The 17,417-nt window shown below is 66.8% G+C and carries 14 protein-coding genes; 10 read left to right on the top strand and 4 right to left on the bottom strand.

Going from position 1 to position 17,417, the window contains the following annotated elements; genetic code table 11:
- Nucleotides 1–9: 9 nt before the first annotated feature.
- Nucleotides 10–477, bottom strand: a complete 468-nt coding sequence (locus ASG64_RS01175; RefSeq protein ID WP_042573169.1) for a gamma-glutamylcyclotransferase — start codon at nt 475–477, stop codon at nt 10–12.
- 164 nt (nt 478–641) lie between these two features.
- On the opposite strand from ASG64_RS01175, the gene ASG64_RS01170 reads away from it, so the two are divergent.
- The 7 genes from ASG64_RS01170 to ASG64_RS01150 all read left to right on the top strand — a co-directional run bounded on the left by ASG64_RS01170 (nt 642) and on the right by ASG64_RS01150 (nt 8,008).
- On the top strand, nt 642–2,045 hold the full coding sequence (locus tag ASG64_RS01170) for an NAD(P)H-quinone dehydrogenase (protein ID WP_056069291.1): 1,404 nt from the start codon (nt 642–644) through the stop codon (nt 2,043–2,045).
- Between the two features lie 125 nt (nt 2,046–2,170).
- The gene (locus tag ASG64_RS01165; protein WP_056069288.1) at nt 2,171–2,938 is read left to right on the top strand and encodes an aminotransferase class I/II-fold pyridoxal phosphate-dependent enzyme; all 768 of its coding nucleotides are present in this window, start codon (nt 2,171–2,173) and stop codon (nt 2,936–2,938) included.
- 12 nt (nt 2,939–2,950) lie between these two features.
- Entirely contained in the window at nt 2,951–4,180 is a 1,230-nt protein-coding gene (locus ASG64_RS01160; RefSeq protein WP_056069285.1) for an IS110 family transposase, read from the top strand.
- Nucleotides 4,181–4,496: 316 nt separating this feature from the next.
- A complete protein-coding gene (locus ASG64_RS21065; RefSeq protein ID WP_162245353.1) occupies nt 4,497–5,702 on the top strand; it encodes an LGFP repeat-containing protein in 1,206 nt (401 codons plus the stop codon).
- Between the two features lie 77 nt (nt 5,703–5,779).
- On the top strand, nt 5,780–6,139 hold the full coding sequence (locus tag ASG64_RS21955) for a hypothetical protein (RefSeq protein WP_156388225.1): 360 nt from the start codon (nt 5,780–5,782) through the stop codon (nt 6,137–6,139).
- A 14-nt stretch (nt 6,140–6,153) separates the two neighbouring features.
- Nucleotides 6,154–6,993, top strand: a complete 840-nt coding sequence (locus ASG64_RS01155; RefSeq protein WP_082517954.1) for an aminotransferase-like domain-containing protein — start codon at nt 6,154–6,156, stop codon at nt 6,991–6,993.
- A gap of 46 nt (nt 6,994–7,039) precedes the next feature.
- The gene (locus tag ASG64_RS01150) at nt 7,040–8,008 is read left to right on the top strand and encodes a GGDEF domain-containing protein (RefSeq protein ID WP_082517952.1); all 969 of its coding nucleotides are present in this window, start codon (nt 7,040–7,042) and stop codon (nt 8,006–8,008) included.
- Between the two features lie 5 nt (nt 8,009–8,013).
- On the opposite strand, the gene ASG64_RS01145 is transcribed toward ASG64_RS01150, so the two are convergent.
- The gene (locus ASG64_RS01145) at nt 8,014–8,229 is read right to left on the bottom strand and encodes a DUF2945 domain-containing protein (protein ID WP_056069278.1); all 216 of its coding nucleotides are present in this window, start codon (nt 8,227–8,229) and stop codon (nt 8,014–8,016) included.
- Nucleotides 8,230–8,435: 206 nt separating this feature from the next.
- On the opposite strand from ASG64_RS01145, the gene ASG64_RS01140 reads away from it, so the two are divergent.
- The 3 genes from ASG64_RS01140 to ASG64_RS01130 are packed head-to-tail and all read left to right on the top strand — an operon-like array spanning nt 8,436 to nt 12,013.
- Nucleotides 8,436–10,019 (top strand): serine hydrolase, encoded by a 1,584-nt coding sequence (locus tag ASG64_RS01140; RefSeq protein WP_056072421.1) that lies wholly within the window; start codon nt 8,436–8,438, stop codon nt 10,017–10,019.
- Entirely contained in the window at nt 10,016–11,323 is a 1,308-nt protein-coding gene (locus tag ASG64_RS01135; protein WP_056069275.1) for a serine hydrolase domain-containing protein, read from the top strand. Before ASG64_RS01140 ends, ASG64_RS01135 begins: the two co-directional genes overlap by 4 nt.
- 36 nt (nt 11,324–11,359) lie before the next feature.
- The gene (locus ASG64_RS01130) at nt 11,360–12,013 is read left to right on the top strand and encodes a PadR family transcriptional regulator (protein ID WP_056072418.1); all 654 of its coding nucleotides are present in this window, start codon (nt 11,360–11,362) and stop codon (nt 12,011–12,013) included.
- A 13-nt stretch (nt 12,014–12,026) separates the two neighbouring features.
- On the opposite strand, the gene ASG64_RS01125 is transcribed toward ASG64_RS01130, so the two are convergent.
- Nucleotides 12,027–12,806, bottom strand: a complete 780-nt coding sequence (locus tag ASG64_RS01125; RefSeq protein WP_056069272.1) for a DNA-formamidopyrimidine glycosylase family protein — start codon at nt 12,804–12,806, stop codon at nt 12,027–12,029.
- Nucleotides 12,807–12,809: 3 nt separating this feature from the next.
- A complete protein-coding gene (locus ASG64_RS01120; protein WP_056072415.1) occupies nt 12,810–17,369 on the bottom strand; it encodes an ATP-dependent helicase in 4,560 nt (1,519 codons plus the stop codon).
- Nucleotides 17,370–17,417: the final 48 nt, after the last annotated feature.

Genomic DNA, 17,417 nt, shown 5'->3' with positions numbered 1-17,417 from the left:
CGTCAGCTCTCAGGACGGGGAGGTGCCGGGACCCACGTTGCGGCTGTTCCTCGTGCGGAGGTCACGGACGTAGTCCGCGGGAGCTCCGGCGATCTCCGCCGCTTCGGCCATCACACCCAGGTAGCGGGCGGACGGAAGTCCACCCTCGTACGCGTCGAGGACGTACAGCCACGCCAGGACGGGCTCGTCGTCGGTGTCGACGCGCAGACGGATCTTGCGGTGGATGCCGAGCTCGGAACCCTCCCACCGGTCGAGGCTTTCCTCGTCCTCGGGGGAGACGTCGTACAGGACGACGAAGACTTTCGAATCGGGGTCTTCGACGACCGTCGCCAGCGCGCCTTCCCACCCGATGTCGCCGCCACCGAACGTCAGACGCCATCCCGGCAGCCACCCCGTCCCGGACGCAGGCGAGTGGGGGCACCGCTCGAGCATCTGCTCGGGGTGCATGTTGGAACCGTAAGCGGCGTAGATCGGCACGGCGGTCAGCCTAAACCGTCATGTCCGTGTCACGCGGATCGAGGTCGTCCGCGCTCCGGCGTCGGGCTGAGGTGCGAGCGCGAGCCTCGGTGGAATAGGTTTGAGGAGTGTGAGCAACCCTCACGCCCGCTAGGACTCTCCCGCAAACCCGTTACGGAGGATGAATGACCCGCATCGTGATCATCGGCGGTGGACCGGCCGGGTACGAGGCTGCACTGGTCGCTGCTCAGCACGGTGGGACGGTGACTCTCATCGATTCCGACGGTGTGGGCGGCGCCTGCGTGCTGTGGGACTGCGTCCCGTCGAAGACCTTCATCGCGTCCACCGGCATCCGAACCGACATGCGGCGTGCATCCGATCTCGGCATCGAGCTGGATCCGGCATCCGCCACCGTCGATCTCCCGCAGATCCACAACCGTGTGAAATCCCTTGCGCAGGCCCAATCCTCCGACATCCGGGCTCGTCTGCAGACCGTGGGTGTGACGGTGTTGGCCGGCTCCGCCAAAGTGGTGGACACCCAGCCGGGCCTCGCTGCCCACCAGGTCGAGGCGACTCTCGCCGACGGTACGACGCAGCAGCTCGACGCCGAGGTGGTGCTGATCGCGACCGGTGCCAGCCCCCGGATCCTTCCCGGAGCAGAGCCCGACGGCGAGCGCATCCTCACGTGGCGTCATCTGTACGACCTCGATTCGCTCCCCACTCACCTGATCGTCGTGGGTTCCGGTGTCACCGGCGCCGAGTTCGTCTCGGCGTACACGGAGATGGGCGTCAAGGTCACCGTGGTGTCCAGCCGCGACCGCGTGCTGCCCGGCGAGGACGCCGATGCCGCGCTGGTTCTCGAGGACGTCCTGTCCGAACGCGGTGTGACGCTGATCAAGAACGCGCGCGCCGACTCCGTCACGCGCACGGACGACGGCATCGTCGTCACGATGTCCGACGGGGAGACCGTCGAAGGTTCCCACGCTCTGATGACCGTCGGCTCGGTGCCCAACACCGCGAATCTCGGGCTCGAGAGTGTCGGCATCGAACTCGACCGTGGTGGCTACCTGCGGGTGGACCGGGTGTCACGCACCCGCGTCACCGGTATCTATGCCGCCGGTGACTGCACGGGGCTGCTCCCGCTCGCGTCCGTCGCCGCGATGCAGGGCCGTATCGCGATGTACCACGCTCTCGGTGAGGGCGTCAGCCCCATCAAGCTCAAGACGGTCGCGTCGGCGGTGTTCACCCGTCCCGAGATCGCCACGGTCGGTGTGGGGCAGTCCTCCATCGACAACGGCGACGTGCCGGCGCGGACGGTGATGCTGCCTCTCAACACCAACCCGAGGGCCAAGATGTCCGGCCTCCGTCGCGGCTTCGTCAAGATCTTCTGCCGACCGGCCACCGGCGTCGTCATCGGCGGCGTCGTCGTCGCGCCGACCGCGTCGGAGCTGATCCTGCCGATCGCCATCGCAGTGCAGAACAACCTCACGGTCAACGACCTGGCCGCGACGTTCTCCGTCTATCCGTCGCTGACCGGGTCGATCACCGAGGCTGCTCGCCAGCTCATGCGCCACGACGATCTGGACTGACGCACCGGGAGTTGCCTCGAGGGGTGGGATGAGGGTGTCACAGAGTGGGCACTCGGTTTAGCATGGGTCCAGCGCCTCACCATGGGCGCCGTTCCCGTCCGAGCCACTCTGTACGCAGACATCCTGTGAGCGCGCCGCGACGTCTGGTGTCCACGGTGTTCGGAGAAGCCATGTCGTCCTCTGTCCTTCCACCCTTGTCCGTCCGCGCGTCGGCGATCACCGGATCGGCCATCCGCGACCTGCTGTCGTTGACCGTGCGGCCGGGCATCCTGTCCCTCGCCGGCGGTCTTCCGTCGCCGGACGTCATGCCGCACAGCACCATTCGCGACGTCGCGCATCGGATACTGGGCGGCTCCACCGCCGCCCTGCAGTACGCGGAGACCGCAGGAGTGCGGAGGCTCCGCGACGTGATCGCCGCACGGGAGTCGGCGCTGGTCCACGACGAGGTGTCTCCCGCCTCGGTGGTGGTGACGCACGGCTCCCAGCAGGCGCTCAGCCTGCTCGCGTCCGTGCTCGTCGATCCCGGCGACGTGGTCGTGGTCGATCGACCGGTGTATCCCGGTGCGCTGCAAGCGTTCCAGGCCGTCGGTGCCCGCATCGAGTCGGTCCCGGTCGATACAGACGGCACCGACACCGATGCCCTCGCGCGGCTGCTCGAGTCAGGAGTGCGCCCGTTATCTTCTTCGACCAGGTCACCGCCCCGCGGGACCTGGTCGTCTCCCGTCGGTATGGCTCTGGGTGCCCCTGACGGATGTCACGTCTTCGCAAGTGTCGCCGCCGACGGGAGAAGGCATCGGATCACCGCTGATAGAGGCATGGCCGAGCGCGAGACGGGTCTGCATAACGTGGGTGACGGGAGACGATGCCGCGACCGACAACGACAGTTCGCTTGAGTCGGAGGTGCGATGATCACCCGAAAGTACGACGTCTACTGCGGCATCGACGTCGGCAAGACCGCCCACCACGCCGTTGCCCTCGCCGCCGACGGCACCCGAATCCTGAGCCGTCCGCTACCGCAGGACGAGAACGCAATCACTGCCCTGCTCGGCGAACTGGCTACTGCTGGTTCAGTTCTGGTGGTGGTCGACCAGCCCCGCAACATCGGCGCGATGCCCGTCGCAGTGGCCCGCGCCGCCGGCGCCGACGTCGCCTACCTGTCCGGTCTACGGATGCGGCGTATCGCCGACCTGTACCCGGGCAACGCCAAGACCGACGTCCGCGATGCCTTCATCATCGCCGACGCCGCCCGCACCCTTCCCGACACGCTGCTGCCGATCGCCCAACACGACGACATCGTCGAAGGGCTGCGGATGCTCGCCGGGTTCGACGCCGACCTCGCCGCCGAGGAGAACCGCATCAACGGCCGCATCCGATCCGTTCTGCTCACCGTGCATCCCGCACTCGAACGCGCCATCGGCAAGCACCTGTACCGGCCAGTCGGCGTCGCCGTCCTAGCCGCGTTCGGTGGCCCTGTCGGACTCGCTGCGACGACCAGTACGCACCTCAGGGAGGTCACCAAGGCGGCCGCACCGCGCATCGGGGACGCCGTCGCCGACTCCATCGAAGCCGCGCTGGGGGAGCAGACCGTCACCGTGCCGGGTGCCGAGAAGGCAGACTTCGTGCTGCGGACGCTGGCGCGGCAGCTTCACCAGGTCCGCGAAGCCCGCGCGGACCTCGAGGTCCAGTTCGTGGCCGAACTGGACCGACACCCAGCAGGTCCCATCCTCACCTCGATGCCCGGTGTCGCAGCCCGCACCGCCGTCACGATGCTCGTCGAAATCGCCGACATCGACCGCTTCCAGAACGCCGGCCACCTCGCCGTCTACGCCGGCGTCGCACCCCGCACCCATAGATCCGGAACATCCATCCGCGGCGAACACCGCCAACACAGCGGCAACGCCAGACTCAAACGCGCCATGTACCTCTCAGCGTTCGCATCACTCCGCGAACCCGCATCCCGTGCCTACTACGACCGCAAACGCACCGAGGGAAAGAACCACCGCTCAGCGCTGATCTGTCTCGCCCGACGGCGATCCAACGTCCTCTACGCCATGCTCAGCAGCGGTACAACCTATCGCTCTGCAACAGAACTGTCGGTGCGCCGACCTGGGCCGGCTGACGGAAAAAGCTACTAAGCGGCTCGGTATTCAAATGTGGGATAGAAGGTCAAAAATCGTAGAGAATTGGATAACCGGGCGGCGTGCCCGGTTACATCAACGATTTTGGGCCCCTGTCCGCCTTTGAAATGAGTCATACCCAGGTGGCCAGCTCATCTAAGCGAAATCTCAACGACTCGATTGTTTCGTTCGCCTTGCGAAAGGTGGACATTGCCTGTGAGGTAGCTGTGTGAACCCCCCAAAGCGCGCAAAGCGCACACGACCCCGCATCTGGCGTCTACGGAAGTTGCGCCGGTGGTCCCTCATTCCTCTCGCAGTGATCACTGTGCTATCCGTGTTGCTCTCATCAGGAATCGCGCGAGCGGACCAGTTCGTGAACGGCCAGTGGGTTCGAGGGGCAATCGAATCGGAATGGATCGCAGTCGGCAAAAACGGCCTACCGATAACGCCAGAAAATAACGCCGCCCGGGAAGGAAAGTGGCAGGGATTCTCGAACAACAACTCGATCTACTGGCACCGTGACACCGGCGCACACCAGGTCGGCGGGTTGATTCGAACGCGTTGGTCTCAGCTGAACCACGAGAACGGCAATCTCGGATTCCCTGTTACACGTGAAATCCCTACTCGACGCCCTGGGTCGTTGAACCGATTCGAAGGCGGGAACATATATTACAAGCAGAATGCCACTGCAGCTTATAATGTTCAGGGTCAGATTCTGCAGAAGTGGGGAACCCTCGACTACGAGGTTGGAACGTTAGGCTTTCCTGCAAGTAACGAAGCGATGATCAAAGATAACGGCCGATTCAACTCGTTCGACGGCGGGTCGGTGTACTGGTCCGGTGCGACCGGGGCTCGCACTGTCTGGGGCGAAGTTGGACGTTACTGGGGCGAGAATAGCTGGGAGAACGGATCATTCGGTTACCCGACAAGTGACGAGTATACAGAAAATGGAATTGTCCACCAGAATTATCAGGGCGGCAAGGTCACCTTTACACCCGTAATAATTCCGATCAACGCGGAAGACGCACAGCCCGGGCCCGAGATTACTGCACGCACTGCTGAGGAAGCTGACCCCAATGCTTCTCTGAACGAAGAGTCGCAGGATCCTGAACTGGACGTCCAGAATGCACCCGAATTGCCGCCCACGGAAGGACGTCTCCCTCCTCGTCCGGAAGAACTCGAAGCGGGGTCAGAGCCACTGAGCCCTTCGGAAATGCAAGCCCGGGGGTTCCTCGGAACCTTCTGTGTATTCGGAACCTACGGCGGCCCAGGTGGAGCATGCAGAGGTGGCGGGGCGTATGACGTCATGATGTGCGTTGCTGCGCTAGTAACCGCGGTAGCCGGGGCATATTTCACAGTCACGAAGGTGACGAAACTCAAGCAAATGTTCAACAACAACGGAGGCGCGCGTACTGTCGCCACAACGTTCCGTGCCCTCAATGCTGAGGAGCAGCGCAACTATGCTGCAACGACCTTGAAACTAGGAACCGCGCTAGCAGCAGAGCTGTTCAGCCTCGAACTAGTTTCGCAGAGATGCTGACACTTGCCTGACCGTTCAAACAAGAGAATCATCGGTAATATGAGCTACATCCGAGATGGAAGCGGGGGTGTCCGGGAATGAATTTCATCGAATACGCCAGAACAAGACTGTTTTTCATTGTCGCGCTAGAAATAGCAGTCGCGGTCCTGGTCGTCGGCGCTTTGGTCGAGGGATCCTGGTGGATCTCAGTCGGAGCTCTGGCGGTCGGAGTAATGTTCGGCGTCATCTACCTACTGGATAGAAGAGAGTCGCCTCGGCAACCAGCCGAAGCCTGGGTAGGTCCGACGCCAACTGGCGAAGAAGTCGATCGAGTGGTTTCGGCGGAGCAAAACGAAGTGGCCGCGATTCGGGCGTTGCGCGTCTCGACCCCCGGCTTGCCACTAGACGTGGCGAAGCGCCTGGTGGCGCAATCCCTGAGCCGCGGAGGGCGGGCCTAGTCTGCCGCTAGAGCATGTTGAAAAGGAAGCCCTCGGCCATCCGGTCGAGGGCTTCCCTCTTTCGCCGTTGTGACGGTTCGGGTCCGCGGGCTGCACAGCAAGCACCGTCGCTGCGAGTCATCGGCGCAGACCGGAGCCTCGGCTCAGCTTGCGAAGGAGATAGAAGCACTCGCGCCGTGCACACCGTCAGCAACTTCCACAATCCTCGCGGGGGAGTGCTGTCGATCGGGCGTCGCCACGCCCTCGTCGACCTCGCGGAACGGTACGGCTTCTGGGTCGTCGACGACGATCCCTACGGCGACGTGTGGTTCGACGCACCCCCGCCGGGCCCCATCGCGTCCGATCGGGTGATCCGTCTGGGCTCGGCGTCCAAGATCCTCGCACCGTCGTTGCGCGTCGGGTGGCTCACCGCGGCCCGACCGGTGTGCGACGCCGTGGAGCGGATCAAGCAGAGCGCCGATCTGTGCGGGTCGTCGTTGACGCAACTGGTCGCGGCGGACCTGCTCGCCGACGAGCCGTGGTTGCGACAGCACCTGGACGACGTGCGTGCGGTCTACTCGGCACGGGCGGAGGTGTTGGTCGGAGCACTACGCAGCGAACTCGGTTCGGCGATCGAGGTCGATGCGGCCCGCGGCGGGATGTTCCTGTGGGTGCAGTTCACCGACGGCACGGACACGTCGGCGCTGCTGCCGGCAGCGCTGGACCGCGGCGTCGCGTACGTTCCCGGTCGCGCCTTCGATCCGGACGATGGCGACGAACTCGGTACCGCGTTGCGCGTCTGCTTCGCGACGTCGACCGAGGCCGAGCTGCAGGAGGCCGTGCGACGCCTGGCCGCGGCGCACGACGCGCGGTAGCCCTCTCCGGTTTTCCGACTCCCGCCGAACCTGGCATCGTGTCGGCATGCGGTCCGTCGACGGCGTCCAGCCACCTGGTGTTCGGCACGGAACCGCCCAACTCCGCACCCGCCTGCTGCGCCAGTATCTGGCCGTCACGACATCGCTGTATGCAGTGGGAGTGACCGTCTCGCTGCTTCCGCACGGCGACCGGGTGACGTCACCGGTGGCGGGCGGCGTGGTGGCCGTCGTCGTCGGGGTGGCGGCGCTGCTCGTCCTGGCGGTCCGGCCGCGCGGACGCGTCGCTCTCGGTATCGCCGTGGGCGCCGCCATGATCGCGACGCCCGCTGTCATGGTCTTCCATGTGCTCACCGCATCGCAGTTCATGTGCCTGATCGCGGTGATGTTCCTGGCCATGTACATCCGCGCCTTCCACGACCGGACGGTCGCTCAGGTCCTGGTGATCGTGCTCGTGGTGGCGGTCTGCGGGGCTGCCGCCGCGTCCCCCGCCCAGCTGTATCCCATCAGCTACCTGGTCTTCGTGGTCGCGATCGTCGGAGCGGCCGAGGCGTTCGGATCGGTGACCAGGGCGCTCATCGACGCGTCCCACACGGACCCGCTCACCGGTGTGCGGAATCGGGCGGGGTGGGAGATGGCCATCAGCGAGGTGACGACGTCGTCGATCACCGTCGTCGCGCTGGACGTCGACGGCTTCAAAGCCATCAACGACACGTCCGGTCATCTTGCGGGCGACCGATTGTTGATCTCACTCGCCCGCTCGTGGTCCGATCTGGCACCACCGGGGACGGTGATCGCGAGACTGGGCGGCGACGAGTTCGCGGCAGTCGTGCACGGTGCTTCGCCGACCGTGAGCCGCGCCTTCGTCGCCGCCACCGCCGCCGCCTTCCCCCACGTCAGCGTCGGTAGCGCGTCGTCCGCGTTCCCCGGCGAGCCGGCGTCGGACGTTCTCGCACGCGCCGACACCGACCTCTACCAGGTGAAGCGGAGGAGAGCCGGCGTCGACGAGCAGGCGTGAGTGGGTCAGTCCTTCGGATCGAGCGCGGAGGGCTTGTGCACCGCGTCCTTGCCGGACTTGTCACTCTCCACTCGGTACTGCGGGTCGTCCTTCGACGCCTTGACCGTGCGCCCACCGGCTTCGGTCTCGGAGGTGATCTTCTCGACCACCTCGCCTTCGGTCTTGGTGCCGTGCGTCTTCCACTCGACCTTGTCGCCCTTGCTGAACTCGTCCTTCGACATGTGTCGGTTCCTTCCGTCTGCCGATCCCTCTTGTCCGGTTGTGGGGCTCATACCCGGGAAGTGCTGTCGGCACACACGACCGTCTTGTAGTCGATGGTGCAACTTGCATGGTGCAAAGTACACAGTCGGCGTAGGGTCTCGAACCGATCGGTCTCCGGCCCATGTTCGTGGGACGGAGACTCGGCACGTCGAACGGGGAAGACGAGATGGCCGCGAGAATTGCTGCGACGGTACTGACGCTGGCCTTGGTGGCAGCGGGATGCAGCTCGGAGGAGGCGTCGCCGGAGCCACTCGCGGACAGCCCGCCGGCCGTCCCTGCCGCCCAGATCGACCGCGCGGACGTCGACGCGGCCGTCGGCGATCTCGACGGGTACGTCGAGGCGATGATGGCGCGGACCGGGACGCCGGGAGTCGCGGCTGCCGTCGTGTACCAGGACGAGGTGCTGTACTCGCGGGGATTCGGTGTCCGCAGGGTCGGTACCGACGAGCCTGTCGACACGCACACCCGGTTCCAGCTCGCGTCGGTGTCGAAGCCGGTCGCGTCCAGCGTCATCGCTGCCTCGGTCGGAGACGGAGCGGTCGACTGGGCCGATCCCGTGGAGAGGTACGAGCCCGAATTCGCGGTAGCGGATCCGTATGTGAGCGAGCACGCGACGTTCGTCGATCTGCTCTCGCACCGATCGGGTCTGCCGGATCATGCCGGAGACGTCCTCGAGGATTTCGGGTACGACTACGACGACATCATGGGCCGACTCGACCAGCTCCCGCTGGCGTCGTTCCGGGACAGCTACGCGTACACGAACTTCGGGTTCACCGCCGCCGGCAACGCCGCAGCGAAGGCGCAGGGCACCGACTGGCCCGAGCTGTCTCGGCGTCGCATCTACGAGCCCCTCGGCATGGCCGACACCTCGTCACGATTCGAGGATTGGGCGAACTCGCCCAACCATGCGGTGAACCACGTGCTCGCCGACGGTTCGACCACCGAGTGGGAAGCGAAGTACGTCCGCGAGCCCGACAATCAGTCACCCGCCGGCGGAGCGAGTTCGTCCGTCGACGACATGACGAAGTGGATCCGCATGGAACTCGGCGGGGGAGAGTTCGAGGGGCGTCGCATCGTGGACGCGGACGCACTGCAGTACACGCACACCTCGCACTCCCTGTCGGGCGCGTCCAGGACGGAGGGCGCACGGGACTCGTTCTACGGGTTGGGATTCAACGTGGGTACGGACGACAAGGGGCGGGTCGAGCTGTCGCATTCCGGAGCGTTCGCCCTCGGGGCGAGCACCACCGTGTTCATGTTGCCGAGTGAACAGCTGGGCATCGTCGTCCTGTCCAACTCGGCACCGGTCGGGGGCTCGGAAACTGTTGCCGCGCAGTTCATCGACCAGGTGCGGAACGGTCGGCAGACCGTCGACTGGGCACCGCTGATCGCCGGGATCTTCGACGGGATCGCAGAGGAGGAGGCGTCGCCGGTCGACTACGCGACACCGCCGGCCTCGGTGACCCCTGCTCGTCCCGCGACCGAGTACGTCGGAATGTTCGACAGCCCGTTCCACGGACCGGCACGGGTCTCGGCGGACGGTGATCGGCTCACGCTCACCGTCGGCAAGGACGGTCAGCTGACGTACCCCCTCACCCATTACGACGGTGATACCTACTTCTTCGAGACGTCCGGCGAGAACGCGGTCGGCCCGACCGGGATCACGTTCGAGATCGCGAACGGTGCTCCCGCCTCGTTCACGGTCGAATACCTCGACAAGCAGGGACTCGGAAGGTTCACACGCTCATGACTGTTCGCACTGTCTCTCGTTCCGTCGGTATAGCGACGGCCTCTGCCCTGATCTTCATCGCGGGCTGCTCGTCCAGCAGCGGCGAGGCGCCGGCGCCGGTCACGTCGTCAGCGACCGAATCGGCTCTCCTGCCACTCGATCCCGCAGCTCTCGATGCGATGGTCGAGGACGTCGCCACGACGTCGCGGGAGATCGGCATGGTCGTGCTGATCACCACGCCGGACGGTGAGTACGTCAAGACTTGGGGTTCGGTGGCGGCCGATCGGTCGGAGGCCCCGACTCTCGACACCAAGGTGCGGATCGGGTCGAACACGAAGACGTGGACGGGCACGGTCATCCTGCAGATGGTCCAGGAGGGGTTGCTGTCCGTCGACGATCCGGTGAGCAAGTTCCGGCCCGATGTGCCGAACGGTGATGCCATCACGATCGGGCAGTTGCTCGACATGCGCAGTGGGCTCTTCAGCTACACCCAGACCGTGGAGCTCAACGAGGCACTCGACACCGACCCCGGCCGGGTGTGGAGCGCCGAGGAACTCGTCGCACTGGGGCTGAGCAACCCGCCGAACTTCCCACCGGGAGAGGGCTACAGCTACTCCAACACCAACACCGTGCTGCTCGGACTGATCGCCGAGAAGCTCGACGGCAAGCCCATCGACCGGATCTTCCAGGACAGGCTCTTCGGTCCGCTGGCATTGGCGGGGACGTCGTATCCCGCCACCACCGATACGAGCATCCCGGCGCCGTTCACCCGCGGGTACAGCTACAGCGGCAATGTCGAAACTCTCGGGGAGGGCAAGGAAGCGCTGTCCCCGGACCGGATCGCTGCGATCGACGCCGGCTCGGTCCAGCCGAGGGACACCACGAACGACAACCCGTCGTGGACGAGTTCGGCCGGCCAGGGCATCTCGACGGCGAACGATCTGGCCACGTGGGTCCGGGCGTTGGTCAGGGGCGACCTGCTCGACGCGGACACCCAGACGGTGCGGATGGACAGTGTGCAGCCGACCGATCCCGACAACCCGTCCTCTGCCGGGTACGGCTACGGGCTCGCGCAGATGGGACCGATGTTCGGACACATCGGCGAGATGCCCGGGTACAACTCCTTCATGGGGTACGACCCGGTCAACGACCTGACGATGGTGGTCTGGGCGAACATGGCGCCCGGAACGGACGGGAGTGCGCCGGCGGCGGCGCTGGCCGGGTCGCTGGCGAAAGCCCTGTATGCGCAGCAGTCCGGGCCGTCTTCCGGCGCCGAGGACACAGCCGACGACATCGACGAGGTGGCGGAGGACACCGGCAAGTAGGCTCGCTACCGGGGGAGAAATCCAGAGGTGGAACCGGTGGCTCAGGGCGACCTCACCACGACGTCGTACGTCGTGCTCGGCATGTTGGTGTCGCGGGACCTGACCGCGTACGACATCTCGGAACTGTTCGGTCGTGGTGTCGGCGAACTGTGGCCTCGGGCGGGACGGCAGCACTACAACGCGCCGAAGAAGTTGCTCGAGCGCGGGCTCGTGTCTGCGAGAGCAGATGCCGTGGGCGCGCGTCCCCGTACCGTCTACTCGATCACTGACGAGGGGTGCGCAGCCCTGACGGCATGGTTGGCGGAGAAGTCTCGCCCGTCGGCCCTCGAGTTCGAGGGCATGATGCGGGTGCTGTTCGCCGAGCAGGGTTCCATCGAGGACCTGCGCGGCAACCTGCGGACGATGCGGGAGCAGGCCGACGCCACCCGCCGACTCTTCGGGCGGCACGCCGTCACGCTGCGAGACACCACCATCGCGACGTTTCCCGAGCGTCAGCACCTGATGGCTCTCGCAAATCGCTTCATGGTCGGACACTTCTCGCACATCGTCGAGTGGAGCGACTGGGCGCTGGCGGAGATCGAGGACTGGCCGGACACCACGACTCCGGCTACCTCGCACCGGGATCGGACCGAGACGATGCTCGACGCCTCGGCGCGACTGGGTGCGCCGGAGGTGCCCGAGAAGTCGTGACCGGACAGCCGGTTCACGGAGCAGGTTGGCACCTCGGGCACCAGTAGATCTGCCGCTCTTCGAGCGGGTTGTCGCCGAGCAGCCCCTCGCGGATGCGCGTTCCGCATCGGCGGCACGGCTTGTTCTCCCGGCCGTAGACCCAGAAGTGCCGGCCCGCACGAAGATCACCGGTGAAGGTGCGCGCGTTGCGGTTCTTGTTGGCCGTGATCGTCCGGTGGGACAGATCGATCATCTTGGCCAGATTGCCCGCCTCGGCAACGGGAGTGTGGGGATCGACGCCGCGCAGGAACAGGATCTCGTTGCGGTAGACGTTCCCCAGACCGGCGATGACGCGTTGGTCGAGCAGAGCCAGACCGATCGGCCTGTCGGGCTCCGCTTCGAGATTCGCGAGGGCCTCCGCCGGATCCCACAGGGGCCCTAGCAGATCCGGACCGAGATACCCGACCGCTTCCTCGACGGTATCCAGTATCTCCACGACGCCGAGTTCGAATCCGACCGCGACTCGGTCACTCGTTCCCAGCACGATGCGCGCTTGGTAGGCGGGCCGTCTCCACGGTGTGTCCGGCTGGTAGACGTGCCACGCACCTTCCATCTTCAGATGGGAGTGGATGACCTTGCCGCCGACCTCGATGACGAGATGCTTTCCCGCCGAGAGAACCGATTCCACTGTCTCGCCGGTGAAGTCGACCGTGGCGTAGCGCGGCACGCGGACATCACACGTCGTGAGAACCTTGCCGTCGAGTGCGTCGCGCAGACTGTTGGCCGTGCGCCAGACGGTGTCGCCTTCGGGCATGGATCAGGCCCTGATCCGGAGGCCACGCGGCGTCGCCGAGAAGCCCGCTTCGGTGAGGATCGTCGCGAAGACGGAGCCGTGGATGTCGCTCCCGTCGGTGCGTTCGATCACCAGCTTGTCGACGGACCTGGTGGTCACCAACGACACAAGAGCCGACGCCGCGGTGACGAGCACGTCGCGCTCCTCGGTGAAGGTGAGCACCGTCTTGCCGCCGCGCTCGACGTAGAGCACGAGTTCGCCGTCCACCATGACGACGAGAGCGCCGGCCTTGCGCCCGGGGCGGTGGCCCGACGCTGCATCCACGGGACTCTTCGGCCAGGGCAGCGCGGCGCCGTACGGATTGGCGGGGTCGGTGGCGGCGAGGGCCACGGCCCCGACGGGCCGTTCGGACTCGCTTCGCAGTCGGTCGACGACGTCCGAGGTGGAGAACTGGGCGCCGCCGAGCGAGTCGACGAAGTACCCGCGTCGCGCGCGGCCGCTGTCCTCGAAGCCGGTGAGCACCTTGTAGACACCGCCGAAACCGCCGGGGACGCCCTCGTTCATGACGGACCCTCGGGTCACGACGCCGTACCGCTCGAGCAGGATGTCCGAGGTGGCGTGTGCCCGAATGGTGGGGTCGGACTCGGCCTCCGGGAGCAGCGCCCACCGACCACCCGCGGAGGGCGGGCCCGTGCGCGTCGGGAGGGAGGGTCGCGCGAAACGTTGGTAGGACCGCGCCCGAGGCGAGCGCCGAGCGGGGCGGTGGCTCGGCGCGGAACGGGTGGTGCCGTGCAGCAGCGCTCGCAGCGGGGCGAACGTGTCGTTGGTCAGGTGCCCAGTCCACACCAGATCCCACAGCGCCGCAACCAGAGTCGGGTCGTCGGCCGGTGCGCCGGACTCGGTTTGGTGCAGCTGCCCGACGGTGTCGGACAGCTGTCGGAAGAAGTACGCGCCGCCGCCCGAGAGCACCTGCAGCACGGTCTGCTGCAAGTCCGTCAGTTCGTCGTCCTTGGCGGGCGGCAGCGTCACCGGTGCGGCGTCGGCGGGATGGAGGCAGATCCACCCGTCCTTCGAGGAGATCGCGCCGTGGCCGGACCACACGACTTCGCCGGTAGCGGTCAGCTCGTCGAGCATTGCGGGGGAGTAGTCCCGGACGCGTTGCGGCAGGATGAGCGACTCCCAGGCCGAGGCGGGCGCGGGGACGCCGGCGAGTTGGTCGATGACTGTCGCCACGCCGTCGAGTCCGCGCAGGGTGCCGCCGACGTGCTGCCAGCGCGGCAGGAAGCGGCCGAGGACGCCGGTGGACACGGGTTCGACGTCCTGGCGTGCGGCGGCGAGCGACCGCCGGCGGAGCCTGCGCAGTACCTCGGCGTCACACCACTCGCTGCCGGAACCGCCGGGCCGGAATTCACCTTCCACCACGCGCTTCTGGGCGACGAGGCGCAGTAGCGCGTCGCGGGCGACCGCCGACCCGATGCCGAAACGGCCGGCGACGTCCGCGACCGAGAACGGACCGTGCGTGCGCGCGTAGCGGCTCACGAGGTCGCCGAGGGGATCCTCGACGGGCTCGATGAAGGCGGCAGGCGTGCCGATGGGCAACGGAACACCCAGCGCGTCACGGAGTCTGCTGGCGTCCTCGATGGCGACCCACCACTGCGACCCGGCGAACGAGACCTCGAGGGCGCGGCGCGCCGCGGTGAGCTCGCCCGCCCACTGCGCTGCGGAGCCGGGCGACTCGATGCGTGCCTCGAGCTCCGCCGTCGTGAGCGGGCCGAGCAGGCGCAGCAGGTCTGCCACGCCCTCCGCGTCGCGGGCCTTGCGGTCGTCGACGAGGCGCTGCAGTTCGAGCTCGGTGTCGGTGACGACGTCGCCGTCGAGCAGGTCGCGCAGTTCGACGCGTCCGAGCAGCTCCGCCAGCAGCGAGGCGTCGAGAGACAGTGCGGCAGCTCGACGTTCGGCCAGCGGAGAGTCGCCCTCGTACATGAACTGGCCGACGTAGCTGAAGAGCAACGACGTGGCGAACGGTGACGGCGAGTCGGTCTCGACGTCGACGATGCGGATCTGGCGGCGCGCGATGCGGACGCACAGGTCTTCCAGCGCCGGCAGGTCGTAGACGTCCTGCAGGCACTCGCGCACCGTCTCGAGCAGGATGGGGAACGTGGGGTACTTCTTGGCCACGTCGAGAAGCTGCGCGGCGCGTTGACGCTGCTGCCAGAGTGGCGCTCGCTTTCCGGGGTTGCGGCGGGGGAGAAGCAGTGCGCGCGCGGCACATTCACGGAACCGCGATGCGAAGAGCGCGGAGCCACCGACCTGCTCGGTGACGATGTCGGTGATCTCGTCCTTCTCGAAGACGAACAGGTCCGGGCCCGGCGGCTCGTCGTCGGTGTCCGGGAGCCGCACGATGATGCCGTCGTCCGATGCCGTCGGTTGAGAGTCGATGCCGTACCGCTCGATGAGGCGGGCACCGATGGCGAGGGCCCACGGTGCGTGCACCTGCTGGCCGTAGGGGGAGTGCAGCACCAGACGCCAGTCGCCCAGCTCGTCGCGGAACCGTTCGACGACCAACGTGCGATCGGTGGGCATGTGGCCCGTCGCGGTGCGCTGCTCGGTGAGCAGCGCGGACAGGTTGTTCACCGCGTTGACGTCGAGCCCGCTCTGCTGCAGTCGTTCGCGCAGGGCGTCGTCGTCGGAGGACTCGCGCAGGAATGCGCCCAGTGCCTCGCCGAGCTCGGCCGGGCGGCCGAGGCCGTCACCGTGCCAGAACGGAAGCCGGCCCGGTTGACCGTAGGCCGGGCTGACCAGGACACGGTCGTGGGTGATCTCCTCGATGCGCCAGCTGGTGGCGCCGAGGGCGAAGACGTCTCCGACGCGCGACTCGTAGACCATCTCCTCGTCGAGTTCGCCGACGCGGCTGGCCTTCTCGCCGACCATGAACACACCGAACAGTCCGCGGTCGGGGATGGCGCCGCCGGAGGTGACCGCCAGACGCTGGGCGCCGGGGCGACCGGTCAGCGATCCACCGTCGCGGTCCCAGACCAAACGTGGCCGCAGCTCGGCGAACTCGTCGGACGGGTACTTTCCCGACAGCAGGTCCAGCGTGGACTCGTAGGCGGACCGGGGGAGCGACCCGAAATTGCCGGTGCGCCTGACCATGTCGAACCACTCGTCGGCGTCGATGGGTTCGAGCGCGCACGCCGCCACGGTGTGCTGGGCCAGGATGTCGAGCGGATTGGCCGGCACCTTCAGCGCCTCGATGTGCCCGTCTGTCATCCGCTGCACGGTGACAGCACAGTGGATCAGGTCGGTGCGGTGCTTCGGGAACAGCACGCCGCGGGAGATCTCGCCGACCTGGTGGCCGGCGCGACCGACGCGCTGCAGACCACTGGCAACGGACGGCGGCGCCTCGACCTGCACCACCAGATCGACTGCGCCCATGTCGATCCCGAGTTCGAGGCTGCTGGTGGCCACGACGCATTTCAGTCGGCCGGACTTCAGGTCGTCCTCGATGAGCGCGCGCTGATCCTTGCTCACGCTGCCGTGGTGTGCCCGTGCCAGCAGTGGTTCGGCACCATGGACGACGTCGCCGGACGCGCCGATCTGCGAGGGCGGTGCGTGGTCGACGGGGGCGCCGTCACCGAGGCGTTCGGCGTAGATCTCGTTGAGCCGGGCGGTGAGTCGCTCCGAGAGCCGTCGGGAATTGGCGAAGACGATGGACGACCGGTGCTCCAGGACGAGGTCGACGATCTGCGCCTCGACATGCGGCCAGATGGACCCCTGCTGTGGGGCGGCCGACGCGGACCCCTCCTGCGGCTCGGTGGTGCCGAGTTCCGTCATGTCCTCGACCGGAACGCGCACCGAGAGGTCGAACGTCTTCGGCGACGGCGGGCACACGATGCTGATGGGTGCAGTCCCGGTGAGGAAGCGTCCCACCTCCTCGTGCGGACGGACGGTCGCGGACAGACCGATGCGCTGAGCGGGTTTGTCCAATCTCGCGTCGAGACGCTCCAGCGACAGCGCCAGATGCGCGCCGCGCTTGGTGCCGGCGACGGCATGCACCTCGTCGACGATGACGGTGTCGACGCGTTCGAGTGATTCGCGCGCCGCGGACGTCAGCATCAGGAACAACGATTCCGGTGTCGTGATGAGGATGTCCGGCGGCGTCTTGAGCATCAGACGACGATCGGCGGGGCTGGTGTCGCCGGACCGCACGCCCACCGAGATCTCCGGCGGCGCAACCCCCTGCAACTTGGCCGTCTGGGTGATGCCGACCAACGGTGCGCGGAGGTTGCGCTCGACATCGACAGCAAGGGCTTTCAACGGGGAGACGTACAGCACCCGGGTGCCCGGTGCCGTGTCCTCGGGATCACGGCTGACCAGCTTGTCCAGCGCCCACAGGAATGCTGACAGTGTTTTACCGGAGCCGGTGGGAGCGACGACCAAGGTGTGCGCGCCGCTGGAGATGGAGTCCCACGCGCCGATCTGCGCGGCGGTGGGAGCGGGGAAGGCACCGTCGAACCACGCACGCGTCGGAGCCGTGAATCGCGCGAGCACGTCCTCGGGCGACGGAGCGGTGGGGTTCTTCACCTCTCCATAGTGCACGGACCCACCGACACGGTTGCCGTGTGTGGTCCC

Source organism: Rhodococcus sp. Leaf247, from assembly GCF_001426185.1.
In the GTDB taxonomy this organism is placed as follows: domain Bacteria; phylum Actinomycetota; class Actinomycetes; order Mycobacteriales; family Mycobacteriaceae; genus Rhodococcoides.
Note: the sequence above shows the minus strand (reverse complement) of the source record. Positions and strands in the feature narration are given on the sequence as shown.